The 25,609-nt window shown below is 67.9% G+C and carries 23 protein-coding genes and 1 tRNA gene; 20 read left to right on the forward strand and 4 right to left on the reverse strand.

Annotation, left to right across the window (positions count from 1 at the left end; all coding sequences use genetic code 11):
* Positions 1-90 precede the first annotated feature (90 nt).
* The 9 genes from VMV28_05385 (at position 91) to VMV28_05425 (ending at position 9,512) form a co-directional block, all read left to right on the forward strand.
* A complete protein-coding gene (locus VMV28_05385; protein ID HUZ80031.1) occupies positions 91-456 on the forward strand; it encodes a metalloregulator ArsR/SmtB family transcription factor in 366 nt (121 codons plus the stop codon).
* Complete coding sequence (gene arsM / locus VMV28_05390; protein HUZ80032.1) at positions 453-1,268, forward strand: arsenite methyltransferase; 816 nt, start codon at positions 453-455, stop codon at positions 1,266-1,268. The genes VMV28_05385 and arsM overlap by 4 nt, the downstream gene beginning before the upstream one ends.
* A 5-nt stretch (positions 1,269-1,273) precedes the next feature.
* Positions 1,274-1,720, forward strand: coding sequence for a low molecular weight phosphatase family protein (locus VMV28_05395; protein HUZ80033.1), 447 nt, complete (start codon positions 1,274-1,276; stop codon positions 1,718-1,720).
* A 111-nt stretch (positions 1,721-1,831) separates the two neighbouring features.
* Entirely contained in the window at positions 1,832-3,001 is a 1,170-nt protein-coding gene (gene arsB, locus VMV28_05400; GenBank protein HUZ80034.1) for an ACR3 family arsenite efflux transporter, read from the forward strand.
* 484 nt (positions 3,002-3,485) lie between these two features.
* Complete coding sequence (locus tag VMV28_05405; GenBank protein HUZ80035.1) at positions 3,486-4,184, forward strand: class I SAM-dependent methyltransferase; 699 nt, start codon at positions 3,486-3,488, stop codon at positions 4,182-4,184.
* Between the two features lie 30 nt (positions 4,185-4,214).
* Positions 4,215-7,526 (forward strand): DNA polymerase II large subunit, encoded by a 3,312-nt coding sequence (gene polC, locus VMV28_05410; protein HUZ80036.1) that lies wholly within the window; start codon positions 4,215-4,217, stop codon positions 7,524-7,526.
* A gap of 68 nt (positions 7,527-7,594) precedes the next feature.
* Positions 7,595-7,695, forward strand: a tRNA-Arg gene (locus VMV28_05415).
* 131 nt (positions 7,696-7,826) lie between these two features.
* Positions 7,827-9,176: an isocitrate lyase gene (aceA, locus tag VMV28_05420; protein ID HUZ80037.1), complete on the forward strand. Its 1,350-nt coding sequence runs from the start codon at positions 7,827-7,829 to the stop codon at positions 9,174-9,176.
* A gap of 24 nt (positions 9,177-9,200) precedes the next feature.
* Positions 9,201-9,512, forward strand: coding sequence for a hypothetical protein (locus VMV28_05425; protein HUZ80038.1), 312 nt, complete (start codon positions 9,201-9,203; stop codon positions 9,510-9,512).
* Here VMV28_05425 and VMV28_05430 read toward each other — a convergent pair.
* Positions 9,509-9,814, reverse strand: a complete 306-nt coding sequence (locus VMV28_05430) for a hypothetical protein (protein ID HUZ80039.1) — start codon at positions 9,812-9,814, stop codon at positions 9,509-9,511. The genes VMV28_05425 and VMV28_05430 overlap by 4 nt on opposite strands.
* Entirely contained in the window at positions 9,811-10,335 is a 525-nt protein-coding gene (locus VMV28_05435) for a helix-turn-helix domain-containing protein (protein HUZ80040.1), read from the reverse strand. The genes VMV28_05430 and VMV28_05435 overlap by 4 nt, the downstream gene beginning before the upstream one ends.
* Before the next feature lie 102 nt (positions 10,336-10,437).
* Between VMV28_05435 and VMV28_05440 the strand changes: the two genes are divergently transcribed.
* The 7 genes from VMV28_05440 to nadA are packed head-to-tail and all read left to right on the forward strand — an operon-like array spanning position 10,438 to position 18,169.
* Complete coding sequence (locus VMV28_05440; GenBank protein ID HUZ80041.1) at positions 10,438-11,295, forward strand: FAD binding domain-containing protein; 858 nt, start codon at positions 10,438-10,440, stop codon at positions 11,293-11,295.
* Positions 11,292-11,768, forward strand: a complete 477-nt coding sequence (locus VMV28_05445) for a 2Fe-2S iron-sulfur cluster-binding protein (protein ID HUZ80042.1) — start codon at positions 11,292-11,294, stop codon at positions 11,766-11,768. The genes VMV28_05440 and VMV28_05445 overlap by 4 nt, the downstream gene beginning before the upstream one ends.
* Entirely contained in the window at positions 11,765-13,963 is a 2,199-nt protein-coding gene (locus VMV28_05450; protein HUZ80043.1) for a xanthine dehydrogenase family protein molybdopterin-binding subunit, read from the forward strand. The genes VMV28_05445 and VMV28_05450 overlap by 4 nt, the downstream gene beginning before the upstream one ends.
* A 13-nt stretch (positions 13,964-13,976) precedes the next feature.
* On the forward strand, positions 13,977-15,134 hold the full coding sequence (locus VMV28_05455) for a formate--phosphoribosylaminoimidazolecarboxamide ligase family protein (protein HUZ80044.1): 1,158 nt from the start codon (positions 13,977-13,979) through the stop codon (positions 15,132-15,134).
* Entirely contained in the window at positions 15,131-16,321 is a 1,191-nt protein-coding gene (gene gcvT / locus VMV28_05460; protein ID HUZ80045.1) for a glycine cleavage system aminomethyltransferase GcvT, read from the forward strand. The genes VMV28_05455 and gcvT overlap by 4 nt, the downstream gene beginning before the upstream one ends.
* Positions 16,322-16,346: 25 nt before the next feature.
* A complete protein-coding gene (nadC, locus tag VMV28_05465; protein HUZ80046.1) occupies positions 16,347-17,231 on the forward strand; it encodes a carboxylating nicotinate-nucleotide diphosphorylase in 885 nt (294 codons plus the stop codon).
* 32 nt (positions 17,232-17,263) lie between these two features.
* Positions 17,264-18,169, forward strand: a complete 906-nt coding sequence (gene nadA, locus VMV28_05470; protein HUZ80047.1) for a quinolinate synthase NadA — start codon at positions 17,264-17,266, stop codon at positions 18,167-18,169.
* Positions 18,170-18,178: 9 nt separating this feature from the next.
* On the opposite strand, the gene VMV28_05475 is transcribed toward nadA, so the two are convergent.
* Positions 18,179-19,855, reverse strand: coding sequence for a helix-hairpin-helix domain-containing protein (locus tag VMV28_05475; protein HUZ80048.1), 1,677 nt, complete (start codon positions 19,853-19,855; stop codon positions 18,179-18,181).
* Positions 19,856-19,915: 60 nt separating this feature from the next.
* Positions 19,916-20,707 carry a GNAT family N-acetyltransferase gene (locus VMV28_05480; protein ID HUZ80049.1) on the reverse strand — a complete coding sequence of 264 codons (792 nt, stop codon included), beginning with the start codon at positions 20,705-20,707 and terminating at the stop codon, positions 19,916-19,918.
* 94 nt (positions 20,708-20,801) lie between these two features.
* On the opposite strand from VMV28_05480, the gene VMV28_05485 reads away from it, so the two are divergent.
* The 4 genes from VMV28_05485 (at position 20,802) to VMV28_05500 (ending at position 25,605) form a co-directional block, all read left to right on the forward strand.
* On the forward strand, positions 20,802-21,689 hold the full coding sequence (locus VMV28_05485) for a DUF2400 family protein (GenBank protein HUZ80050.1): 888 nt from the start codon (positions 20,802-20,804) through the stop codon (positions 21,687-21,689).
* On the forward strand, positions 21,686-22,081 hold the full coding sequence (locus VMV28_05490) for a hypothetical protein (GenBank protein ID HUZ80051.1): 396 nt from the start codon (positions 21,686-21,688) through the stop codon (positions 22,079-22,081). Before VMV28_05485 ends, VMV28_05490 begins: the two co-directional genes overlap by 4 nt.
* A gap of 129 nt (positions 22,082-22,210) precedes the next feature.
* Positions 22,211-23,944 (forward strand): MFS transporter, encoded by a 1,734-nt coding sequence (locus VMV28_05495; GenBank protein ID HUZ80052.1) that lies wholly within the window; start codon positions 22,211-22,213, stop codon positions 23,942-23,944.
* Between the two features lie 47 nt (positions 23,945-23,991).
* Positions 23,992-25,605 carry an MFS transporter gene (locus VMV28_05500; GenBank protein ID HUZ80053.1) on the forward strand — a complete coding sequence of 538 codons (1,614 nt, stop codon included), beginning with the start codon at positions 23,992-23,994 and terminating at the stop codon, positions 25,603-25,605.
* The last annotated feature ends 4 nt before the right edge of the window (positions 25,606-25,609 follow it).

Raw genomic sequence — 25,609 nt, forward strand, 5'->3', positions numbered from 1 at the left:
GGGCACTCGGCCCTCCGAGGGACCGAGAACGCCCGGTGAATCTCGTGTTCACCGCTATCTACATATATCGTGTTGATAGTGGTCGACATGATGGCCGGAGCGAAGGTCGAACTAGGTCTGGTCCCTCGACTCGAACGACTCACGGGTGAGGACGCGAGCTGTTGCGTCCCGGAGTATCGCGCGCTCTCTCGTGAAGTGACCCATGCGCAGGGATTCGCGCAAGCCCTGACCCGAGCGCGGGCTCTCTCCGATAGGAGTCGAATGACCGCGGTCAGCCTCCTTCGCAGGCGCCCGGAGCTGTGTGCCTGCGAGATCCAGGCCGTCCTCGGGGTCTCCCATGCCACGGTCAGCCACCATATGAGGGTCCTGTCCAAAGCCGGGATCGTTCAGGGCCATCGGAAGGGGAAGTGGATGTACTATCGTCTCGCTTCGGCGGCGGGGGTCGACATCCCGTGACCGATCCGGCGACCGACGCGGATACGGTCCGAGCCCAGGTCCGAGAGCGATACGCGGCCCAAGCAAGGAGCGGAGAGGTCGTCTCCGGGGGATCCGCCTCGTCCTCCTGCTGTGGGAGCAGCGGCGGCCCGTGCTGCGACGCCGGTTCCCAGTCGCTGGCACTCGGTTACTCGGCCACCGATCTGAACGCACTCCCGCCGGGTGCCGACCTCGGCCTGGGGTGCGGCACGCCCGGAGAACTCGCCGACCTCCGACCCGGCGAGGTCGTGGTCGATCTAGGGAGCGGAGCGGGGATCGACTGCTTCATCGCCGCCCGCCGTGTCGGGCGTAGCGGTCGGGTGATCGGGGTCGACATGACGCCCGAGATGCTGGCGAAGGCCCGCGACCTCGCAAAGACCTCCGGCGATCTGCCCGTAGAGTTTCGGCTGGGCGAGATCGAACACCTACCGGTCGCCGACGAGTCGGTGGACGTGGTGATGTCGAATTGCGTCATCAATCTCGTAGTCGACAAGGGCCAGGTCTATCGCGAAGCCTTTCGGATCCTTCGACCCGGGGGCCGGATCGCCATCGCGGATGTGGTCGCAACTCGTCCGATCTCCGCCGCCATGCGGGCCGACTCGGACCGATGGTGCTCCTGCTCTTCGGGGGCGATCCCCTCCGCGGAGGTCTCCGCCCTGTTGCGCTCCGCCGGCTTTGCCGACATATCGATCGAGATCCCGTCTGCGAGCAAGTCCCCGGAGTCCCTCGAAGGGCAGGACGAGATCGGAGTGGTGGCAGCGGCGGTCCGAGCGCGCAAGCCCGGAAGGAACTGAATCCGGTGTCCGATCGACTGGTTGTTTTCATCTGCGTCGAGAACGCGTGCCGCTCGCTCATGGCCGAGGCGATGTTCAACGCGAGCCCGCCTCCCGGCTGGCAGGCGACCTCCGCGGGGACCGTGCCGTCGCCCTCTCCGAATCCACGAACCCTTCCCATGCTGGCCGAGATCGGCCTGGCGCTCCCCGACCATCCTCCGCGGCTGCTCACGAAGGAACTGATGGACCGCGCCGATCTGCGCGTGACGATGGGGTGCCTCGACGACGCGAGCTGTCCCGCACATCTCAAGGAGCTCGAGCTTCGCGATTGGGGCCTGCGCGATCCGGCGAGGTTGGACGATGCCGGGTTCCGTGAGGTCCGAGATGACATCCGGCAACGGGTGGGTCGCCTTCGGCTCGAGATATCGTTGCACGACCGAAGGCTCGGCCGTGCGCCGGCCGCCTCCTCGTGAAGCGCAGTTGTTCCCTCCGATGCGTCGCCGAAGCGATCGGCCCGGCATTGATCGTCCTCGACGCGGAGACGGGAGCTGTCCTACAATGGTCGGACCGTTGAGGTGGGGAGCATGGTAACGCCTCCGGAGAGCTGCACGGTGCGGTCCCCATCCGCGAAGCTGCCGTTCCTCGACCGCTACCTCACCGCCTGGATCTTCGCGGCCATGCTCGGAGGACTCGCCCTTGGTCACTTCGATCCCTCGTCGATCGGGGCCATTGGGACCTGGATGGTTCCCGGGACTCCCGTTCCGCTCGCGGTCGGTGTCGGACTCATCCTGATGATGTATCCCCCCCTTGCCCGGGTCCGGTACGAAGAGCTCGGGAAGGTCTTCCGGAGCGGGCGGCTGTTGATCCTCTCGCTGGTCCAGAACTGGATCGTTGGCCCGTTCCTGATGTTCGCTCTCGCGATCGTGTTCCTGCGGAACTCCCCCGACCTCTTGATCGGGCTGGTCCTCATCGGCAGCGCGCGCTGCATCGCCATGGTGCTGGTATGGAACGAGCTCGCCGGAGGAAATCGCGAATATGCCGCCGGACTCGTGGCTTTCAACAGCCTGTTCCAGGTGGTTTTCTACGGCGCCTACATCTACCTCTTTGTCACGATCCTGCTTCCTCTCGCCGGTCTTCCGAGCGTTACCGTCCCGATCTCCTGGGAGCTCGTGGTTCTCAGCGTGCTGGTATTCCTCGGGGTTCCGTTCGCGGCGGGAGTGGCCACCCGGTGGCGGTTCGTCCGCTCCGGACGCGAAATCGAGTACGACCAGCGGATCGCCCCCGCCCTCGCTCCGGTGGCGTTGGTAGCCCTCCTCTACACGATTGTGGTCATGTTCGCATTCCAGAGCAATGCGATCCTCCGGCTCCCGGGCGAGGTCCTGCTCGTGGCCGCCCCGTTGGTCCTCTACTTCGCCATCATGTTCTTCACCAGCTTTTTCATGAGCCGCCGTGCCGGGGCCGACTATGGACGGACGACGGCCCTCTCCCTTACGGCGGCGAGCAACAACTTCGAGCTGGCCATCACCGTCGCGGTCGCCGTCTTCGGGATCGCCTCCGCCGAGGCATTGGCGGCCACGGTCGGTCCCCTGGTCGAGGTCCCGGTACTACTAGGTCTGGTCCGAGCTTCGATCTGGCTCGGTGCACGGTATTTCCCGCCTCCCACGCGGGCTCCTGGGAGCCCAACGGTCGAGGCGGGACCAACTCCCCTGGCCCAAGGAGGCGGAGCGGGACCGCCCCCCGTCCGCCCATCGTAGGGAGGAGCCAACCCCGACGGCGACCGTAGCGGCTCCACGACGGGTTTCGCATGGATCCGAGCCCGAGTCTCCCAGTCCGAAATCAGCGGAAGCTCGCTCAACCCGGTTCGCATCGTCCGGTCCGACGTCCACACCGCCCTCTGGGGGTACGCAATCGCGGTAGCCTCCGCCGCTGTCGCGCGCATCGAAGCCGCGTACGGTGGACATTCCAGATCGAGAACGGGCGGATCGGCCAGACGATCGGACTGCGCCCCGGGGCGGACGATTCCCGGACCGGCGCCCGGGTGGAGCGGCTCGAACGCAGAGCTATTCCTCCCCCTTCCATGAAGGAGCGATCATGTCTCCTCGCGCGAGAGCACCGCTTCGGACTCGAGCACACCTCCGGTCATCGCCTTCCCATGTGAACCGAAATCGTGCGCTCTGGGAGCGAACTAGTGCCGCGTACGACCAACGATGCAGGCGGGTGCTGGGCGGCCGATCGGCGATGGCCTGGGGATTGTGGCGAATCCCCGAATCGCGGGTCCGATATCTGGGGTCCGTGCGCGGTAAGTCGATCCTCGAGCTCGGGTGCGGCGCGGCCCGATGGTCGATCGCCCTCGCCAAGAAGGGCGCGCGCCCCACCGGCCTCGATCTGTCCTTGACCCAGCTCGCCCACGCGCGCCGGGAGCTTCGACGAGCCCGAGTACAACTGCCCCTCGTTCGCGGGAGCGCGGAGGCGATACCGTTCGATGCGGGCTCCTTCGACCTCGTCTTTTGCGACTGGGGGGCGATGACGTTCGCCGATCCGCGGAGGACGGTGCCGGAGTGCGCGCGGGTGCTACGCCCCGGAGGGATCCTGGTCTTCGCCACCGCGAGCCCCATTCGACTCCTCACCCACCATCGGGCGAAGGATCGACAGTCCCGGCGTCTGAGGAGGGAGTACTTCGGCATGCACCGCATCGAATGGGAGGACTCCATCGAGTTCCAGGTCCCGTACGGAGAGTGGGTGGACTTGTTCGTCCGCCACGGGTTCGTCATCGAACGGCTCGTCGAGACCCAGGCACCGCCGGGAGCGAAGACCCCCTACCTCGCCACGGCCGACTCCGTCTGGGGAACACGGTGGCCGATCGAATGCATCTGGCGTGTTCGCAAGGATGGGCCCGGCCGCTCGAGAGGCGCGCGGTCTGCCGTTCGGCGGGTCTAGGTTTAAGCCCGACCGCGACGATGGGGCGTCGTGGAATCCTACTTTCGACGGATCGAGGCATCGGTCGACCGCGCGTACGCGGTCGCGGAAGCCGCTCGTCGTAAGGGGCTCGACCCCAGTCTCGCTCCGGAGATCCCGCGCGCGCAGGATATGGCCGGGCGCGTGGAGAAGTTGCTGGCCCACCTCGATATAGCGGGCATCTCCGAGGAGATACGAGCGCTCGCGGAACGCATGCCGCGGGAGGAGGTAGCGGTCGAGATCGCCCGACGCCTCGCCCGCGACGAGACGCGCGCGGGAGGGCTCGTCAAACGAGTCGACGCCGCGCTGCGGGTCGGGCTCGCCATCCTAACGGAGGGGATCTTGGTCGCTCCCCTCGAGGGGCTGGCCGAGGTACACCTGACTCCCGGGCCCGACGGGACGCCGTTCATCGAGTTGCACTACGCCGGCCCGATCCGCGCCGCGGGAGGGACCGCGCAGGCGCTTTCGGTTCTGCTCGCGGACATCGTCCGAAGGGATCTCGGGCTCGCTCCGTACCGCCCCGAACATGTCGAAATCGAGCGCTACAAGGAAGAGATCCCGCTGTACAAGTTTCACCAACATCTACAGTACGTTCCCTCCGCGCACGAGATCGAGATCGTGGTGCGCCACGTCCCCGTGTGCATCTCTGGAGAAGCGACCGAGGGAGATGCCGAGGTGAGCGCCTGGCGCAATCTCCCTCGGGTCGGGACCAACGGTATCCGAGGGGGAGCCTGCCTCGTCATCGCCGAGGGACTTTGCCAGAAGTCCGCGAAGCTGCAGAAGATCGTGGAAAAGCTCCAGATCCCGGGCTGGGACTTCCTCAAGGAGCTCGGCCACAGCCGTCTCGATGATGACCACGGAACCCCCAAGTACCTAACGGAGGCCGTGGGCGGGCGCCCGATCCTCGCCCATCCGGGCCGCCCTGGCGGTTTCCGACTCGTCTACGGACGCGCTCGGACCACCGGGCTCGCCGCGTGCGCGGTGAACCCGGCGACGATGATCGTGCTCCACAACTTCGTGGCCGTGGGAACTCAGGTCAAGCTGGAGTACCCCGGGAAAGCGTCGGCGATGGGCCTGTGCGATCTCGTGGAGGGACCGATCGTCGAGCTGGACGATGGCACGCTGACCGCGATCAACGATGCCCCGCGCGCCCGGGAGCTCGTTTCTCGCATCCATCGTATCGTGGACATCGGCGAACTTCTCGTCTCCTTTGGGGAATTCCTGGAGAACAACCGGCCGCTCGCCCCGGGAGCCTACACGCTCGACTGGCACCGCGAGGAGCTGCGAGCGACGGGCGCACCGCTCGAAGAGACCCTCGATCCTCCGTCGTACGAAGCGGCGGTGGAGATCGGGCACACGTGGGGCGTTCCGCTCCACCCGCGCTGGTTGCTCTTCTGGCACGACCTGACCTCGGCCGAGATACGCGCCATCGGGGAGTTCGTCGAGCGTTGCGGAAACTGGCGCGACGGGGCCCTGGAACTACCGTGGGATGTGGCGTGGCGCGAGGTCTTGGTCCGGCTGGGATTCCTGCATTACCGCACGGCCGCCGGGGCGATGCGCGGAAATCCGGATGCGAGCGCGGCGCTCGTCGGCACGCTCGGCCTCGGCATCGAGGGCGGACTGCTGCTCCGTCAGGTTCCGCTCGATCCGATCGATCCCGATCCGCTGAGCTACGTGAGTCGCCTCGCGCGGATCCCCGTCCGGGCGAAGGCGCCGTCCCGGATCGGGGCGCGCATCGGTCGGCCGGAGAAGGCCCACCAGCGGAGCATGAAGCCGAACGTGCATGCGCTCTTCCCCATCGGCGAAGCCGGAGGCTCCCGGCGCTCCGTCTCGCAAGCCGTGCGCGAGACGGTCAAGACCGGCGTGAACGTTCCCCTCGGAGTCCGCCAATGCGCGACGTGCGGCCGACGCACGGTCTGGACCCGCTGCTCCTGCGGTACCCACACCGAGCCGACGGGCGCGGTGCAGAGCCAACCGTTCCCCGTGGCCCAGATCTGGGGCGAGGCGCTCCAGGGTCTCCACCTGAAACGGACGCCCGAGGTCAAAGCCGTCAAAGGCCTCACCTCTCCGGGCAAGACGCCCGAGCGGATCGAGAAGGGGATCCTGCGTGCCCACCATGGGATCTCGGTCTATCAGGATGGCACGGCCCGGTTCGATCTCACCGACCTTCCGCTCACGCACTTCCGCCCCCACGAGATCGGGACCGACATCGCCACGCTCCAGGGGCTGGGATACACCTCGGACTGGACCGGGGCACCGCTCGTGAGCATCGACCAGCTCGTCGAGCTCGCTCCCCAAGATCTGATCGTCTCTCGTTCCTGTGGCGAGTACCTCCTCCACCTCGCTCAGTTCGTGGACGACGAACTCGTCCAGATGTACCACGGAGAGGCGTTCTACCGGGCCGCGGGGATCGACGCGATCCGGGGCGCTCTCGTGGTCGCTCTCGCACCGCATACCTCGGGAGGGGTCGCGGGGCGGATCATCGGGTTCACCGAGGCCGAGGCATGCTTTGCCCACCCCATCTTCCATGCCGCCAAGCGGCGGAACTGCGACGGGGACGAGGACTCCGTGACGCTCCTGCTCGACGCGCTGCTGAACTTCTCCCGAGCGTTCCTCCCCAACAGCCGAGGGGCGCTGATGGACAAGCCGCTCGTGCTGACCACCCGCCTCAACGCGACCGAGGTCGACAAGGAGGCCCACAACGTCGATATCGGAGCCCGCTATCCGCTCGCGCTCTACCACGCCGCGCTCGAGCGCCGGTCGCCCAAGGAAGTGGAGGGCCTGTTCGATACCGTAGGGCACCGCACCCACGGCGGACTGACGCTGTCGGAGTACGCCTTCACCCACGACACGCGCGACATCGCGGGCGGCCCGGTCCGCTCCGCCTATCGCGACGATCTATCCATGATGGAGAAGGTCGAGCAGTCCTTCCTCCTCGCGGCCCAGATCCGTGCCGTCGATGTGGGGGACGCCGCGACGATCCTCCTCAACGGACATTTCCTGTTGGACATGATGGGGAACTTGCGCGCCTACGCCACCCAGAGCTTCCGCTGCAAGAGTTGCAACTTCTCCTACCGTCGGCCTCCGCTCTCGGGCCGGTGCAATCAGGTCGCCGGACGCCACGGACGCTGTGACGGGGCGCTCGCGCCCACGGTCTTCGAGGCCTCGGTGCGCAAGTATCTTGCGCTCTCGCAGGGGCTCGCCTCGACCCCGGGGGTCACGCCGTACGTCCGCCAACGGATCCAGGTCCTCGCCGATTCTCTGGCGACCCTGTTCCCGGGGAACACGGCCCAGACCACGCTCGAGACCTACCAGGCCGCGTAGCGACCCCCGCGGAGGCGCGTCTCCTTCCGCGGAACGGCCAAATACACGGCGGCCGCTCCTTCGAGCGCGGGCTTGTGGGGTAGTCTGGACTATCCTGTCGGCCTTCGAAGCCGACGACCTGGGTTCGAATCCGCCCGCCTCGCGGACGGCGAAACTCCCAGCAAGCCCGCTCCCCGGCCCACCTCGGGCGCCGCCGGGCGGTCGCCGACGCGTTCCGACGGCATTTATGGTGGGCGGCGGCTCCTCATTTGATGAAGGAGGAGCGCGTAGGCTCTCCACGCACCGGGACGGGAGGTCGGAATGAAGGCGATGCACGCGATCGCGGAGGCATGGAAGTCCGACCCACGCTGGCAGGGTGCGTTGCGACCGTACCGGGCGGAGGACGTCGTGCGGCTGCGCGGCTCGGTCCACATCGAGTACACGCTCGCCACGCTCGGCGCGGAGCGCCTGTGGAAGCTGCTCCACACCGAGGCGTACCTGCCCACGCTCGGCGCGATGAACGGCTCCCAAGCCGTACAGATGGTCGAATCGGGCCTGCCGGCGATCTACGCGAGCGGTTGGCAGGTCGCCGCCGATGCCAACGATGCCGGCCAGACGTACCCGGACCAGAGCCTCTACCCCGCGCTCAGCATGCCGACCCTCGTCCAGCGGATCAACAATGCCTTCCGTCGTCAGGACGAAAAGCAGCACGCTGTCGGAAGCACCGCCAAATACTGGTACGCCCCGATCGTCGCCGACGCCGAGGCGGGGTTCGGCGGCACGCTCAACGTCTTCGAACTGACCAAGTCCCTGATCGGGGCCGGCGTGGCCGGACTGCACATCGAGGACCAGCTCGCCTCCGTGAAGAAGTGCGGTCACATGGGCGGCAAGGTCCTCGTACCGACGCGCGAGTTCAACCAGAAGCTCTGGGCGGCCCGTCTCGCCTCCGATATCCTGGACGTACCGACGGTCATTGTCGCCCGGACCGACGCGCGCTCGGCCCGTCTCATCACGAGCGACATCGACCCCCGGGACCAGGAGTTCATCACGGGCGAGCGGACGCCCGAGGGGTTCTACGTCATCCGCGACGGGCTCGAAGCGGCGATCGCGCGGGGGATCGCCTACGCGCCGTACGCGGATCTCGTATGGTTCGAGACCGGCGGGCCGGATCTCGATGAGGCCCGCGCCTTCGCCGAGGCGGTCCACGCGAAGTACCCGGGAAAGCTCCTCGCATACAACCTCTCCCCGTCGTTCAACTGGCGACGCAAACTTCCGCTCCGAACCATCGAGCGGTTCCAGGAACAGATCGGCGATCTCGGGTACAAGTTCCAGTTCGTGACCCTCGCGGGATTCCACGCGGTGAACCTCTCCATGTTCAAGCTCGCGAGCGATTACCGGGAACGCGGAATGCTCGCCTACTCCGAGCTCCAGGAGGAGGAGTTCGCCGCGGAGCCTCTCGGGTACCGCGCCGTCAAGCACCAGTCGTTCGTCGGTACGGACTACTTCGACGAGGTCGCCCAGGTCCTCTCGGGCGGTCTGACATCGACCCTCGCGCTGCAGGGCTCGACCGAGTCCGAGCAGTTCCACCCCCACGGGACTCCCGCTCCCGAGCCGTCCACCGCTCCGAAGGACCGTACCCGCCCCGGGGTCGAATCGGGCAAGGTCGTATAGACCCCCGGGAGCAGCCGACGACCGATGCCGAAGCACCCCACGAGCTACTACCTCGTGTATGAGGGGCCCGGCCCGAACTGGGACCCTTCGCGGCCGAGGCGCGAACAGGCGGACTGGGAGGAGCACGCGGCGTTCATGGACGCGCTCGTCGCCGACGGGTTCATCCTGCTCGGAGGACCGGTCGACGCCACGCACGCCGTGCTGCTCGTCGATGCGCAGGACGAGCACGGGGTCGAGACCCGGCTCTCGAAGGATCCCTGGAAGCCGATGGGGATCCTCCGGATCGAGAATATCGCACGATGGGAGATCCTTCTGGATTCCCGCGATCGAACCTAGCGGAAGTACCCCGGAGCCGGGCTCTTCTCGGCGCGCTTCTCCTCGTCCGCCTTCGCGGCCTGGAGGACGTCGATCGCGTAGAGCGCCGCGAGCGGGATCAGGCGGATCCGTCCCTTCTCCTCGCCCGGGCCTCCGAGCTCGATGGCGAGGGAGCTCTCTCCCCCGATGGAGATGAGGCCACGGAAGAGGCCCACCGATTCGAGCGCCTCGTCCTTCGGACCGGCGGATCGGACGCGCACGTGGGAGCGGTTCGTGAGGGTCACGGGGAGGGTCTTCTCGGCCGCCGAGCCCGGGGCGGTCATCGCGACCCTCCGCGACCGCTCGGAGCTTTGGGCGCCGGCGCGATCTTCTCGGGCGTCGGCGCCGTCTTTCCTTGCTCGATCAGCCTCTGCAAGTGATTCACCGTCTCCCGGTAGCGTCGGAGGGCGTTTTGGGCATGGGCTTCGGTGATGTTCCAGGCCTCGGCGACGTTGCCGTAGCGGATCCGGTAGCCCTTGCGACCCTTGCCGGCGTCGTTCGCGCCTCCGACTTCCTCCAGAAGGTCGAGCGACTTGAGCTTGTTGATATGGCGGTAGACGGTCGGCTTCGAGGTCCTCAGTACCGCCGTCAGTTCCTCGATGTACCACGGTCGATTGGGGTCGCGCAGGAAGCACTCCCGCACCAAGCGGTAGGCGAGGCTCGAGGCGATTGGGCCCTCGGCCCCGCGGCCCTCCTCGCCTTCCGGTAGATAGCCCACCAGCCGCAGGAACTCACGGAGGACCTCGTCCACGTCCGTGATCGGACTCAGAGGCGTGCTGTAGCGAAGTGAGAGCTCGAAAGGCATCGGCTCGGGGGCGAGAGACCTGCTCGGAGTTAAAGGCCGCGACCTCCGAGGCCCGGATCCGTACCAAACGATATCCCAAAATCGACCTTGGGATGGGCCGGAATGCCTGCGTTCTCGTTCGTTCAGCCCTCCACCACCGATGAGGCATTGGCGGCGCTGCGGCTCGGAGAGCCCGGTGAGACGATGATCGTCGCGGGAGGCACCGACGTGCTCTTCGGCCTGGAGGGCCGGCGGATCCCTCTCAAGCGGGTCGTATCGCTCCGACATCTCCCGTGGAAGACGCTCTCCTGGGCCGGCGAGTCGCTGCGGGTCGGAAGCACGCTCCCCCTTCGAACATTGGAGAGCGATCCCGACCTGCGTCGCCGCATCCCCGGCCTGTGGCAGGCGGTGCGAGCGGTCGGCAGCGTCGCGCTGCGCCACCGGGCCACCCTCGGTGGGAATCTCGGGCGCAGCTCACCCGCGTCGGACCTCATTCCGATCCTCCTCGCGCTCGATAGCGAGGTCGATATCGTCGGGATGGAGGGCGAGCGGTCCCTTCCGGTCGACCAGTTCGTACGGGCCTCTCGCACGACCGCCCTCGGACCCGGCGAGCTGATCCGGTCGGTCGCGATCCCCGAGGCCCGCCCGTCGGCCTTCCTGTGGCAACGGGTCCGGCCCGCGAACGACATCTCGCAGGTAGGCGTGGCGGTCGCGTATTCGCCGTCCCAGAAGGGGTGGAGGATCGCGGTCGGCGGTGTCGTCCCACGGCCCGTGCTCCTTCCCCAGGCCGAGCGCCTCCTCTCGGGGCCCTTCCCGGGCGCCGCGGAGCTTCGGGCGGCCGCTCAGGAGGCGTCGATGCGGGCGCCGTTCGCTACCGATCGGCGTGCGACCGAAGAGTACCGCCGTCAGCTCGTCGCGACCCTCCTCCAACGCGCCGTCCGCGCCGTGGGGGCTCACCCCTCCTCTCCGGGGGTTCCGTGACCGCCTCCCCCGCCCGCCTCACGGTCAACGCCGTCCCGGTCGATCTGACCACGGTGCCGGTCGGCGAGCGCCTGCTCGACACCGTGCGCTGGCGCCTCGGACTCAAGGGAACGAAGGAGGGGTGCCGGACGGGGGATTGCGGCGCCTGCACCGTTCTCATCGATGGCCGAAGCGTCCTCTCGTGCCTCACCCTCACGCACGAATTCACGGGGGCCGCGGTCACGACTGTGGAAGGGTTGGAGGGAGACCCCACGGGGGCCCGGGTGCGTGCGGCGTTCGAAAAGGAGGGTGCGTTGCAATGCGGGTACTGCACCCCGGGCTTCGTGGTCGCCCTCACCTCCCTGCTCAAGGAGCGCGGAGCGGAAGCATCCGCCGAGGAACTCGCCGAGGATCTGGGCGGGAATCTCTGTCGCTGTACCGGATACGCTGCGATCGTGCGGGCCGTGCGCAGGGTCCACGGAGAGATGCCGTGACGTTCACGGTCCGACCTGACGCCGACGCGAAGCTGCGGGGACAGGTCGCATTCGCAACGGACCTGAGCGTCCCCGGAATGCTCTGGGGTGCCCTCGTGCCCGCGCCGGTGGCCCGCGGCCGGATCCGCTCGATCGATCTCGGACCGGCCCGGGCGATCGACGGAGTGGTCGCGATCGGCCCCACGGACCTTGCACGATTGCTCCCGAGCGCGACCGGAGATGCCGAGCGCCCGGTGTTTCCCACCGACCGGATCCAGTACCACAGCCAACCCCTCGCCGCCGTTGCCGCGCCGACCCGGGAACTCGCCCGGCGCGCGGCTCGGGCCGTTCGAGTGGACGTGGAGCCCCTTCCTCCCCTCGAGGAGATCGAGGGATTCGACCCCGCCCATCCGGGCCCGGACCGCCCGGAGGTCATCGCCCACGTGCTCGCGCGACACGGAGACCTGGACGCGGCGTTCGGTTCCGCGGACTTCGTTCTCTCGGAAACGTACCGCACCGCGGGCGTCTGTCAAGTGGCCCTGGAACCGCACGCGTGCATCGCGGAGATCCAGGGGGATGTGTGGCATGTCACCACCTCCACCCAAACACCGTTCGGGGCCCGAGAGGACCTCGCATCGATGCTGGGGCTGCCCGAGGAGCGCATCGTGGTGGAAGGGACCTGGGTCGGAGGGGCCTTCGGAGGCAAGGGAGCCCCGCTCGTCGAGCCGTACGCGCTCTTGCTCGCGCGGGCGAGCGGCCGACCCGTCCGCCTCGCGCTGAGCTACCGCGAGGAGTTCCAACTGGGTCGGACGTCCCTCCCTTCGGTCGTGCGGATCGAGAGCGCGGTGAAGGGAGGTCGGATCACCGGCCGACGGGTCCACTGGCGGCTCGACGCGGGCGCGTCCCTCCCGGGGAGGGACTTCACGACCGGGTACGCGATCGGGTTCATCCTGGGCCCGTACCGGATCCCGGCGATCGAGATGGAGGGGTACGCCTTCCGGACGAACAAACCCCCGCTCGGACCGCATCGGGCCCCCATGGCTCCCCAGTGCGTCTTTGCGGAGGAGTCGCACATGGATCATCTCGCGGCTCGCTTGGGCGTGGATCCCGTAGCATTCCGACGGAGCCACGTTTGGAAGGAAGGCGACTTTACGCATCTCGGCCAGAAGGTGGGGCCGTTCGGCCTCGACCGATGCCTCGAACGAGCCGGGGCGCTCGCGACCACGTGGAGGAAGGACGCCGCTCCCAACACGGGAGTGGCCGTGGGCGTCGGTTTCTGGTCGACGGTGACGGGCGCTGGAGGCGAGGCCCGGCTCGTCCTATCGCCCACGGAACTGAAGATCATCGAAGGCGAGCGGGAGATCGGCAGCGGCAGCGTGATCCGGGGGATCGTGGCCGTAGCCGAAACGGTCCTGGGGATATCGCGCGACCGCGTGCGGGTCGACTACCACGACACGCGCTCCGCCCCGTTCGATTCGGGGGTCTTTGGGAGCCGGACGCTCGCCGCACTCGGCCAGGCCGTGCAGAAGGCGGCCCTCGTCCTTCGGGACGAGCTCGGGAAGCGACTCTCGGTCCCCGCCGACTCCGTGCAGCTCACCGAAGAGAACGGCGAGCTCGTGGCGGTGTCCGGTCGGCACCGAGAGAGCATCCGCTCGCTCCTGACCGAGACGGAACTCGCCGCCGGAGGACTCACCAGCGAGGGCCGGCATTACGGAACGTCGGGGGAGATCGATACCGCACGGGTCGTGGAAGGAACGTTCTACCCGTACACCGATTTCACGGGGGCGGCGCATGTGGCGATGGTCAAGGTCGATCCCGAGACCGGGGCGGTTCGGGTCACGCGTTACGCCGCGTTCCAGGACGCCGGCAAGGTCGTTGATCTCCCGACCGCACAGGGCTCGATCGAGGGCGGGGTCGCGATGGGCCTCGGCACAGCCCTGACGGAGGAGACGACGTGGGCCGCGGACGGGCACCTTTCGAACGCCGGGCTGCTCGACTACCGCATTCCGACCCTCGGCGAGATCCCACCGATCGAGGTCCATTTCGTGGAAGGGTTCTCCGGCGCGGGCCCGTACGGGGCGAAGGGGCTCGGAGAGCCTCCCATCATCCCGGTGCCCGCGACCGTGAGCAACGCGATCTTCGCCGCCTCGGGCGCGGCGATGACGGAGCTCCCCATGACCCCGGAGCGCGTCGCGCGCGCCCTTAAGCTTCTGTAGGAGTGCCGGAGCGATGGTCCTCCCTCGCAGCGAGATCGCCGAGATCGCGAAGAAGTATCCCCCGCACCCCTGGATCGGCGCCGTCGGATCGCATTCCGCGATCGACATCGCGGACGGCGCCGTGACGGAAGGGTTCTCCTCCCTCTTGTTCTGCGAGCGCGGCCGCGACGCTACCTACGCCCGGTACTTCCGCACCCTGCGAGGTCCGGACGGCACCCCTCGCCGGGGGTGCGTCGACGAGGTCTGGACGTACGCCCACTTCCGGGATCTCGCGCATACGACCGAGCAGGCCAAGATGCGCGAACGCGGGGTCCTGTTCGTTCCGAACCGTGCCTTCTCCTCCTACGTCCCCATCGACACCATCGAGGAGGAGTTCCGGGTCCCCATCGTCGGCTCGCGGGCGATGCTGCGCATCGAGGAGCGCACCGAGCGAGAGAATTATTACACGCTGCTCGAGGGAGCCGGAGTGCCGATCCCTCGAGCGATCCCCTCCCCCGACCGGATCGACCGGCTCTCGATCGTGAAGCTGCCGCACGCCACGCGCCGGCTCGAACGTGGGTTCTTCACCGCGGCGAGTGCCGAGGAATACCGGAGCAAATCCGCCGCACTGGTGGCACGGGGTACGATCATGCCGGCCGACCTCGCGACCGCGCGGATCGAGGAATACGTCCTCGGCCCTGTGTTCAACTTCAACTTCTTCTTCTCCCCCCTCGCCCCCCGCGAGGAGGCGCTCGAACTGCTCGGCGTCGACGAGCGGCGGGAGAGCACGCTCGACGGCCTCGTACGCCTGCCCGCCGCGCAGCAGCTCGAGCTGCACGAATCCGCACGGATACCGGACTTCACCGTGGTCGGTCACGGAACCCTGACGGTGCGCGAGTCGATCCTCGAGGAGATCTTCCGGATGGGCGAGAAGTTCGTGGACGCGGCACGGACCCGCTACCCTCCCGGCATCATCGGACCGTTCTGCCTGCAGACGTGCATCGACCGCGAAGCGCACCCGATCGTGTTCGACGTCGCGGCCCGGATCGGCGGTGGGACGAACGTGCACCTCGCCCTCGGACACCCGTATGGCAACGCGTTGTACCGGGGTCCGATGAGTTCCGGTCGCCGGATCGCTCTCGAGATCCGCCGCGCCCTCGAGGCCGAGCGATTGACGGAGATCGTAACATGACGGAGATCGCCGGTCCCGCACCTGCGGTGAAGCTGTTGCAGACACCGCTGATCGAGTTCCACCGCGCGCACGGGGGTCATCTCGTCCCGTTCGCGGGCTGGGAGATGCCGTTGTACTACTCGGGCATCATCGCGGAGCACACGGCGGTGCGATCCGGAGCGGGCCTGTTCGACGTCGGTCACATGGGGATCCTGACCGTCACCGGCGGAACCGCGGCTGCGTTGCTCTCCCGCCGAACGACCATCAACGTCGAGAAGATCGCCCCGGGACAGGTGAAGTACGGATTCTTCCTCCAGATGGGCGGCGGCATCGTCGACGATCTCCTGATCACGCGTCTGGACGCCGGTACCGGACCGACCTCATCGTACCTGGTGGTCCCCAACGCCGGCCGTGCGTTCGAGATCCAGCTCATCCTCCAACAGCACCGCCACCCCGACGCCACGATCGAGCGGTGGAACGGTCGCGTGACCATCCTCGCGGTCCAGGGTCCGAAGTCGCGGACGTTGCTCGAGAAGGAGTTCGGCTGGTCGCTCGCAGGTCTCGGCTTCTACCGAAGCCGGTTCTTCCCCGCGGAGCGGGGGGGTCCGGGAGCCAACGATGGAACGATCGGTGGGGCAATCCCGGGCGATCTCGAGCACCGGATCCTCGTCAGCCGTACCGGATACACGGGGGAACTGGGCTACGAGCTGTTCTTACGGGGAGATCGCGCGCGGGCGGTCGCCGATCGCCTCGTCCAGGGCGGGGCGCTTCCCTGCGGGCTCGGGGCGCGCGACACGCTGCGCCTGGAGAAGGGCTACCTGCTCTCGGGCCAGGAGTTCCTGCGGAATCGCTCGCCGATCCAGGCGGGCCAGGATCGGTTCGTGGAGTTCGATCATCCCTTCGTGGGCCGAGAGACCCTGGAGGCCGAGCAGAAGGAGGGGCCCGCCGAGCGCCTCGTGGGCCTGCGCGTCAACTCCGAGGGAGCCGTCCCCCGCCACGGGACCCCCGTCCATCGAGCGGGGCAGCCGATCGGGACCGTGACGAGCGGCGGACTGTCTCCCAACCTGCACGTCGGCATCGCGCTCGCATACCTCCCGAAGGAGTATACGCAGCCGGGCACGCAGGTCGAACTGGAACTGCGTGGACGCGAGGTACCCGCCGAGGTCGTTCCCCTTCCGTTCCTCCCCGCGACGAAGGCACCAGCGTAATTATCGCGCATCCGCTCTCCGAACGATGGCACCGCGGCACCGCCGGGTGGGGTCGAAGAGTTCGTCGGTCGCTCGAGCCGCACGGGCGGCGCTCGAGGAAGACCGATTTCGCTCCGACCGGACGACCTCGTTCGTTCTGCACGGCCCCGCCCCCGCCGAGGCACGGGTGGTCGCCCAGGCCTCGGGCCGCCTCTCCGGGATGGCGCCCGCCCTCGCATGCGCTCGGATCGGGCGCCTGCGGGTCGTTCGGGCGCTTCGGGACGGGAGTCGGCTCCGCCGCGGGAGCGTGGTCCTCGTCCTACGGGGAGACGCCCGTCACATGCTGGGAGTGGAGCGGACTCTCCTGAACTATCTGATGCACCTGTCGGGGATCGCGACCGTGACGGCGAAGACGGTCGAGCGCGTACGTTCCGCGCCCCATCCCCCTCAGATCTGGGCGACGCGCAAGACCACGCCGGGGTTGCGGGATCTCGAGAAGGAGGCGGTCGTTCATGGTGGGGGTCACCCCCACCGGCGGGACCTCTCCGACGCGGTGCTCGTGAAGAGCAACCACCTCGCGCTCGTCCCGCTTCGTCCGACCCTCGCCCGGGTCCGATCTCCCCGCGGCCGAACCCCGAGGATCGAGGTCGAAGTGCGAAACGTTCGAGAAGCGATCGCGGTCGCCCGGGCCGGCGTCTCCCGCATGCTGATCGACAACGCGACCCCCGCCCGCGCGCGAGCGATCGTGGGTGCCCTCCAACGGGTCGGTCTTCGTTCCGGCCGCTGGATCGAGCTTTCTGGCGGTCTCACGCCTCAGAACGTGAGAGCGTACGCCGGGGTGGGCGCCGATGCGCTGAGCCTCGGGGCCCTCACCCATTCGGCTCCCGCGCTACCGTTCCGCATGCAGGTTCGCCCGACGCACCGGGCTTAAGACGCGACGCGAACTAGAACGTCGGGGAAGCCATGTCGCTCGAGGCCGAGGTGCGCCGGCTCAAGGAGGAACGCAACGCCGTCCTCCTCGCGCACAACTACCAGCGCCCCGAGGTGCAGGACATCGCCGATTACGTCGGGGACTCCTTGTACCTGTCGCGCACCGCGATGGAAGCGGACCGCCCCGTGATCCTCTTCGCGGGCGTCCGCTTCATGGCCGAGACGGCGAAGATCCTCAACCCCACCAAGACCGTCCTCCTGCCCGACCTCAAGGCGGGGTGCGCGCTTTCCGACTCGATCACGGCCCCGCAGCTGCGGAGCTGGAAGTCCGAGCATCCCGGGGCGGCGGTCGTGGCGTATGTCAACACCTCGGCCGACGTCAAGGCCGAGTCCGACTACTGCTGCACGAGCTCCAACGCGATCCGCATCGTGAACTCGATCCCGGCCGACCAGGAGATCCTCTTCCTCCCCGACATGTTCCTGGGGGACTACGTCCGTCGCCAGACCGGCCGCAAGATGCACCTGTGGGTCGGGGACTGCCCGGTCCACGCGAAGATGCGCCCGGAGGACCTCGCGCGGGCCCGTTCCGAGCATCCCCGTGCGACCGTCCTCGCGCACCCGGAGTGCGGGTGCTCCACGCAGGCGCTCCCGCACGTCGACCGGGTGCTGTCGACGGACGGGATGGTCCAGTTCGCGAAGGAGACCCACGACCCGGTGGTCCTGGTGGCGACCGAGGTGGGGATCCTCCATCGGATGCGTCAAATCAACCCGACGACCCGGTTCTTGCCGATCGATGCCGGGACGATCTGTCCGTACATGAAGGAGATCGATCTCGGCGACATCCGAGATTCTCTGCGCGACATGCGCCACGTCATCGACGTGCCGCCGGACGTGGCCGCACGCGCCCGCCGCGCGCTCGAGCGCATGGTCGCCTCCTAGGCCCCGAGCTCACCCGCGTCTCTCCTGCGTCGCTCGCGGCGCGAGGAGCCGTTCGATTTCCGCCCGACTCCGCGCATTGAGGATCTGGGCGGCGTTCGCCTGTGCACGCCGGGCCAATCCCAGGGCGACCGGGAACGTGGGATCGTCTGGCGAGTTCCCGAGCCCAGTGGGGATCGCGAGGGTCCCGTTGCGCGCGCGAACTTCGCCGCCCCCGATCGAGTCCAGGCGATTCGGACCGGGGCCCATCTCGAGCGCTGCGTCGTGGGCCGCCGCCCAGTCGATCCAGGCCCGCAGCTCTTTGCCGATGCCCGTGGACGGCGCGGTCGGATCGAGGTGGGCGATGAGGAGGGTAGGCAAGAACGCCTTGCGAGAAGCGCGCGCGGGGCCTTTCGTGGGTCGCCGAACGAGATAGTCGAGCTCCATCCCTTCGGGTCCGGCCCCCGTTCCGGCCACCTCCCCGACTAGCCAGACGATCGGCATCCCCGAGGGTCGTTTTCCGTGGAGTTCCCCGAGCCGCTTCAGGGCCCCCCGTTCGATCTTCACCGATCCCCCCTCGACCGAGGTGCCGGCGACGACTGCGCCCACGTACTCCATTCGTCGCCGTCGGGCCTCGGCGAGCGTCGCCTCGACGTCCTCTCTTGTAGCGTTCGGAGGAACGTGCCAATGGAGTTCCCCACGCACATCCCGCTCGGTGACCAGCTCCGGAAGGGTCCCGGCCGCGGCGGCCTCGATCTCACCACGGTTCTCGCGCAACTCCGGCGGGATCCATGCGAGCTTCAAGGCCGCGTAGACCTCGTCCTCGGTCGCGCCCCCAACGCGCTCTTCTCCCCGAAAGATCCCGTACTCGTTGATCTTCAGTCCTCGATCGCGAGCGATCGTGCGCAGGTGCACGTTGTGGTCCTTGGATCCTGTGAAGTACACGAGCGCCGCGCCGAACTCGTTGGACGCGACCACGCGAACGTCGACCTGGAGTCCGCTATCCAGGCGAACGGTCTCCTTCGTTTCTCCCCGGAGCAGCACCTCATGGACCCCGGGAAGCCCCGACACGACGTCGAAGACCCCCTTCGCATCCGGGCTGGAGGCGAGCAGATCCAGGTCCCCGATGGTCTCGCGACGGCGACGCAAGCTTCCGGCGGCCTCGATCCGTTCGACCCGCCCTGTCGCGCGGATCGCGGCCAGGAGCCGTTGCGCCACGACATAGGCCTCGGTCAGAGGAATGCGCGTGCCCACGCTCGCGGCGGTCGGGCCCAGAGCGGACCGCAGGAGCTCGATCTTCCGTGGACCGATGCCCGAGACCCCTTCCAGACGGTGGGCGTCGATCGCCTCCCGCAGCTCCTTCGGGCTCGTGATGTGCAGCTCGACCCAGAACCGACGAGCGGTCTTCGGCCCCACCCCCGATAGTCGCATCAGTTCGAGAACTCCCGGCGGGACCTCGGATCGGATGCGATCATAGTAGGCGATCCGGCCCGTCTTCAGGTACTCCTGGATTTTCTCCGCGATCGCGTCCCCGATGCCGGGGATAGTATCGAGCTCCTTGCGCTCCGCGACCACCTTCAGGTCCTCCGTCAAGGTCTCGATCGAACGGGCGGCCCGACGGTAGGCTTCGGGTTTGAATCGCTCTCCCTCGAGATCGAGGAGGTCGGCGATGGCGCGAAGGATCTCCGCGGCCTCGGCGTTGGTCGGCATTCGGATCCCCTCGTCGGTACGCTCCCTCAAGGCATAGGCGTTGGGGAATCGCCGCGGACCCTACGGGGGGCGGTCGGCGCCGGCGTCGATCCATGCCAGCCGGTCGAGAGTTCGGAAACCGAGGCGCTCGTACATACGGCGGGCGGGGTCGTTGTCCTCGCGCACGTAGAGCGTAGGGCGGGCCCCGGCGGCACGAGCGGTGGCCATGGCGGCGGCCGTGAGGGCCGCGCCGTGCCCGCGACCGCGTGCCCCGGGTTCGACGTAGATGCCATTGAGGACCCAGATGTCGGGAAGCCGGACACCGGCGGAGGCCGCCCCTACGATGCGGTCGCCTTCGAACGCGCCCCACGCGACGTTCACGGCCGGATCGAACGTTCGATACCCGTTCACGAGCGGACTGTCGATCGTCCCGGCCCACGCGCGAAGTCGCTCGGCGTCGAGCGCGCCCATGGCACGGACCGAGGAGGGCGAGGCCGAGACCGAGGTCCGGGGAAGCTCCGCTACGAGTCGGAGCACGGAGTACGCCTCGACGGGAGCGAGGGCGCTTCGAACCCGGGCCCCCGCCTCCTCCGGTACGACCGCGACGACCGGCCGCGGAGGAAGTGCCGACGCCAGCGCCGCGGCCTCGTCTCCGGGTCCGACCCAGTGCACGATGGTCGCTTTCGGATCGCCCGACCACACTAGGAGGTAGGCCAAGGTCGTCTGGGCCGTTCGATAGGAGACGAACCGGGCCCGGATCGGTTCGTGATCAAGATCCCACAGGGCGTAGGCATGCCGGACGGGGTCCTTCCGGGACGCCTCGAGCAGCCACGCTCGATCGATGCCATCGATCACCATCCCGGGGCGGTTCACCTCCCGGCCATGCCATCGGCGTAGTTATGCGATGGGCCCGCGCCGATCGAGGGGCTCGGGGCAAGGGTAAATCTCGATCCGCCGTCCATCCTCCATGGTCCGCGTGCATCGGCCGACCCCGGAGTTCGCGGATCACCTGCGCGTCCTGTACGACCGCTTCCCCTTCGATCGGTCGCTCGCCGATGACCCGATCTCGGTGGTACGTCCCCTCGCGTTGGACCCACGGCGCGGGGAGATCGCGGGGATCTTCGCCGCCACGCTCGCGATCGGGAACACGACCGCGATCCGCGGGGCGATCGGCCGGCTCGCGGATGCCGCGGATGGGGACCTCGGCTCGTTCATCGCAACGATCCCCTCCGTCGAACGGCGGCACCGGCTGCGCGAGTTCCGGCATCGATGGATCCGCGGCGATCAGCTCGCGTACCTCTCCGACCGTCTCGAAGTGATCTACGCGTCGGGTGAGACGCTCGAGTCGATATTCGCAAACGGGATGCGGGACGGGGGCTTTGCGGACGGATTGGATGCGCTCGCACGACGATTGCGCTCGCCCACCCGTTCCCGGGGCCCGCGACCTCCCCGCGGCTACCGAGAGCTCTTTCCGAGCCCGCTCGATCCGAGCCACAGTCCGGCGAAGCGACTGACCCTCTTCGTGCGCTGGATGGTCCGCGCGCGCTACCCCGATCTCGGATACTGGCACACCGTCCCCACGGGAGAGCTGCGGGTCCCGCTCGACCAGCACGTCCACTGGATCGCCTACAATCTCGGGCTGACCCAGCGGCGGACCCGATCGTGGACCACGGTCGAGGAAGTGACCCAGGCCCTGCGCCAGATCGATCCCATCGACCCGATCAAGTTCGACTTCGTGCTCTGCCACACGGGGATCTCGGGAGACTGCCCGAAGGAGCGGGACATCCGTATCTGCGGACCGTGCGCGGTCCGGCCGGACTGCCGCTTGTGGCACGGGCGACGGAGCGCGGCATGAGCTTCGGGTCCCCGCCGGTCATCGATCCGCGCATCATCGACCGGTTCCGCAACGCAGGCCGGTCGATCCAGTGGCAGTCGGTGGTGCCGAATGAAGGGGGAAGTCCCCGGGCCCGCATCGCCACCCTGCACGAGCAGCCCGCGCGCGTCGAAGAACGAGAGACCGTGTCGGGCCGTGAGATGATCGTGGACTCGGGGCCGGTCGGAGCGCTCGTCTTGGTCCTCGAGGTCGATCGTCGCGGACTCCCGCACGCACTCGATCCGGTCGCCGCAGGCGAGATCGAGGGGTTCCCCGACGGGGCGTTGAGGGCGGTCTGGGAAATCGGGCCGGTGCCGGCCCCGGGTACGGTCTGGAAGGACGTCCTCGATCTTGCGCGCTATGCCTTGCGCTAGCCGACGGCACGGATCGCCTTCTAGTGGGCCGGTCCGAGCACCCGAAGTGACCTCGTTACCTCGGGAAGTGTACGCCCAACAACGATTATCTGCCTCCGCGGGAACCCGTTCCATCTCCCCGGTTGATCCATGAGCCCCGAGGCAACCTCCAACGTCTCCGCGAGCGCGCCGGTGATGACCGCCGCCGGCGGTCGCGTCTACAATCCACGCACGGCGATGGTCGTCCTCGTGATCATCGCCGGCATGGCACTGATGGTCACGTACGTCGAGACGATGGTCCTGCCGGCCTTCTCCACGTTCCAGACGTTCTTCGGACTCCCCGCTACCTCGCAGTCGACGGCGACGATCACCTGGATCGTCTCGGCGTATCTCCTCGTCGGAACGATCGCCACCCCGATCTTCGGCCGTCTCGGGGACATCTACGGCAAGAAGCGCATGCTGCTGGTCGCCATGTCGATCTACGCGGCCGCGGTCACGGTGGCCGGATTCACTCCCAACATCGGTTCGGCGCTCGGGGTCTCCACCCCCAACCAGATCTACCTGTTGATCGGCGTTCGTGCGATCCAGGGGATCGGGATGGGGATGTTCCCCCTCGGGTTCGCGATGCTGCCCGAGGTCTTCCCCGCGGCCCGGGTCGGCGAGTCGCAGGGGATCGTTTCAGCGATGTTCGCGGCGGGCGCCGCGCTCGGATTGGTCGGCGGCGGCTGGATCTCCCAGAGCTACGGCTGGCAGGTGACGTACCACACGGTGATCCCGGTCGCGATCATCCTGGTCGTGGCCGCCGCCCTCCTCTTGCGGGAGTCGCCGACTCTCGTGAAGGAGTCGGTCGATATTCCCGGGGTGTCGAGCCTAGGTTTCGGTCTCGCGATGCTCTTACTCGGGATCACGGAAGGAGCGGATTGGGGGTGGACGAACTTCAACGGGGCCTCGCTCGGGCCGCTCCCCTGGGGCGTTCCGGAGTTCTTCATCCTCGCCGCGGTCGGCTTCGCGTTCTTCATCTGGTGGGAGGATCGGACGAAGGAACCGGTCGTGCGTCTCGCCTCGCTCAAGATCCGGAACATCCTGGTCAGCAACGTCAACGGGCTCCTCGTAGGGATCGCCATGTTCCTGATGTTCGTGTCCGACACGATCCTGTTCGAGTACACGCTCAACACCGGGTCGAGCCCGCTCGGGCCGCTGAGTGGCTACACCGGATCCGGCTTCGGGTTCACTCCGCTGACCATGGGACTGCTCACGCTGCCCGCCGCACTCGGGATGCTCACCTTCGGCCCGATCCTCGGACGTAGGGTCGGACGTGTCGGCCCCAAGCCGATCATGATGCTCGGCTTCGCGCTCATCTCGATCGGCGGCTTCGGCCTGATCTGGCTCAACCACATCCTGATCGCGGTCGTGATCCTGCCGATCCTCGTCCTGGTCGGGATCGTCGGCGTGCTGATCGCGATGTCCAATGTGATCGTCCTGTCGGTCTCACCGAAGGAGCTCGGGATCCAGACGGGGATGAACCAGACGTTCCGCAACCTCGGTTCCGCGATCGGCCCGGTGCTCGTCGCGAGCATCCTCGCGAGCTTCACCACGACCTACCTCTTGACCTACTCGGGGGGCACGATCCCGGTCAGCGGGTTCACCGACGCCGGCTTCCAGACCTGCTTCGCGGCGGTCACGCTTCTCGGCGTCGTGGGCTTCGGGTTCAGCCTCGCACTGAGGAACTACCGCTTCGCGGCCGACGGAACGCGAGAGGATGCGGGGACGCCCAACGGAGCGCCGCCGAGCCCCCGGCCCGGCGAAGGGGCGTGGCCCGAGGTCGCTCATCCTGCCTCTCCCGGCTCCTCGGCCGCGCTCTCCTCGGGCAAGCGATTATCTTAGCGGATCCCTAAGGAGCCCCGGGCCGCGGCCGCAGCCCGGGGATCGAGTTGGGAGGGCTCCCCACCGCGACGAGCGCATCCGCGTCCGTCTTCGCCGCCGTGGGCGGGCGCCGCTTCGATCGCCACCAGGCATTGATCGCGCTCGTCATCATTGCCGGGATGACGTTCATGATCACCTACGTCGAAACGATGGTGATCCCAGCCTTCGAGACGTTCTACAACTTCTTCGATCACCCATCGGACACGACGATCGCCTGGATCCTCTCGGCGTACCTGCTCGTCGGGACGATCGCGACCCCGATCTTCGGCAAGCTCGGCGACATCTACGGCAAGAAGAAGATGATGCTGGTCGCAATGGCGATCTACGCTGGCGCCGTGCTCTGCGCGGGCTTCTCCCCGAACATCGGAGCGGCGTTCGGGGTCTCGCGCGCGGACCAGGTCTATCTCCTGATCGGCTTGCGGGCGGTCCAAGGGATCGGCATGGGGATGCTGCCCCTCGGGTTCGCGATGCTGCCCGAACTGTTCCCGGCCGACCGGGTCGGCCAGGCCCAGGGCCTCATCAGCGCGATGTTCGCGGCGGGGGCGTGTCTCGGCCTGGTCGGGGGCGGCTACCTCGCTCAGACGTACGGCTGGACGTTCACCTATCACACGGTCGTCCCGGTGGCGATCCTCCTCCCGCTCCTCGCGGCGTGGAAGGTTCCGGAGTCGATGAGCCGAACGGCCTCGAGCATCGACATTCCCGGCATCACGGCCCTCGGGCTCGGGATCGCGGCCTTGATGCTCGGCATCAGCGACGGTTCGGTCCGAGGTTGGACGAACTTCTCGTCAATCTACTTCGGTCCGGTCCCCTGGGGCGCGCCGGAGTTCTTCCTCGCGAGCGTCCTCCTCCTGGGGTTCTTCGCGTACTGGGAAGGGCACACCCGAGAGCCGGTGATACGGCTCGCTTCGCTCCGCGCGCGCAACATCCTCGTCGCGAACGTCGATGGGTTCGTCGTGGGAGCGACGATGTTCCTATCGTTCACCACGAACACCTACCTCATCGAGCTGCCGTATCCGCCCGGCTTCGCGCAGCCGGAGTTCATCATGGGGCTGATCGTGCTGCCCGGCGCCATCTCGATCCTGGTGTTGGGGCCGCTCTTCGGCCGATGGGTCTCGCGCTGGGGACCGAAACCGGTCCTGCTGATGGGTTTCGCCCTGATGGCCATCGGCGGGCTCCTGCTCACCCAGATCGCCGACCCGAGCCAGAGCACGTTCTCGACCGGGAGCGGATTTCCCGTCCCGCTGTTGATGCTGATCGCGCCGATGCTGCTCTTCGCCGGCAACACCGCCGCGCTGATCGCGGTCTCGAACGTGATCGTGCTCGGCGTGCGGTCGAGCGAGCTCGGAGTGCAGACCGCCATGAACCAGACGTTCCGCAACCTCGGCAGTGCGCTCGCGCCCGTCATCGTCACCTCGATCCTGGTCGCGCTCGCCTCGGGAACCTTCGAGGGGAATCCGATGTACACGGTCGCTGGGTTCCAGGTCGCCTACGCTCTCCTCGCGGGGATATCGCTGTTCGCGTTGATCGTCGCACTCGCGCTCCGCAACTACACGCGGGGAGCGACGGCCCCCTCGGACACGAACGCCGAACCTCTAGCGTCCGGCGCCACGCCGACGATCTAGTGCG

Source organism: Thermoplasmata archaeon (assembly GCA_035532555.1).
Lineage (GTDB): Archaea > Thermoplasmatota > Thermoplasmata > Lutacidiplasmatales > UBA184 > Lutacidiplasma.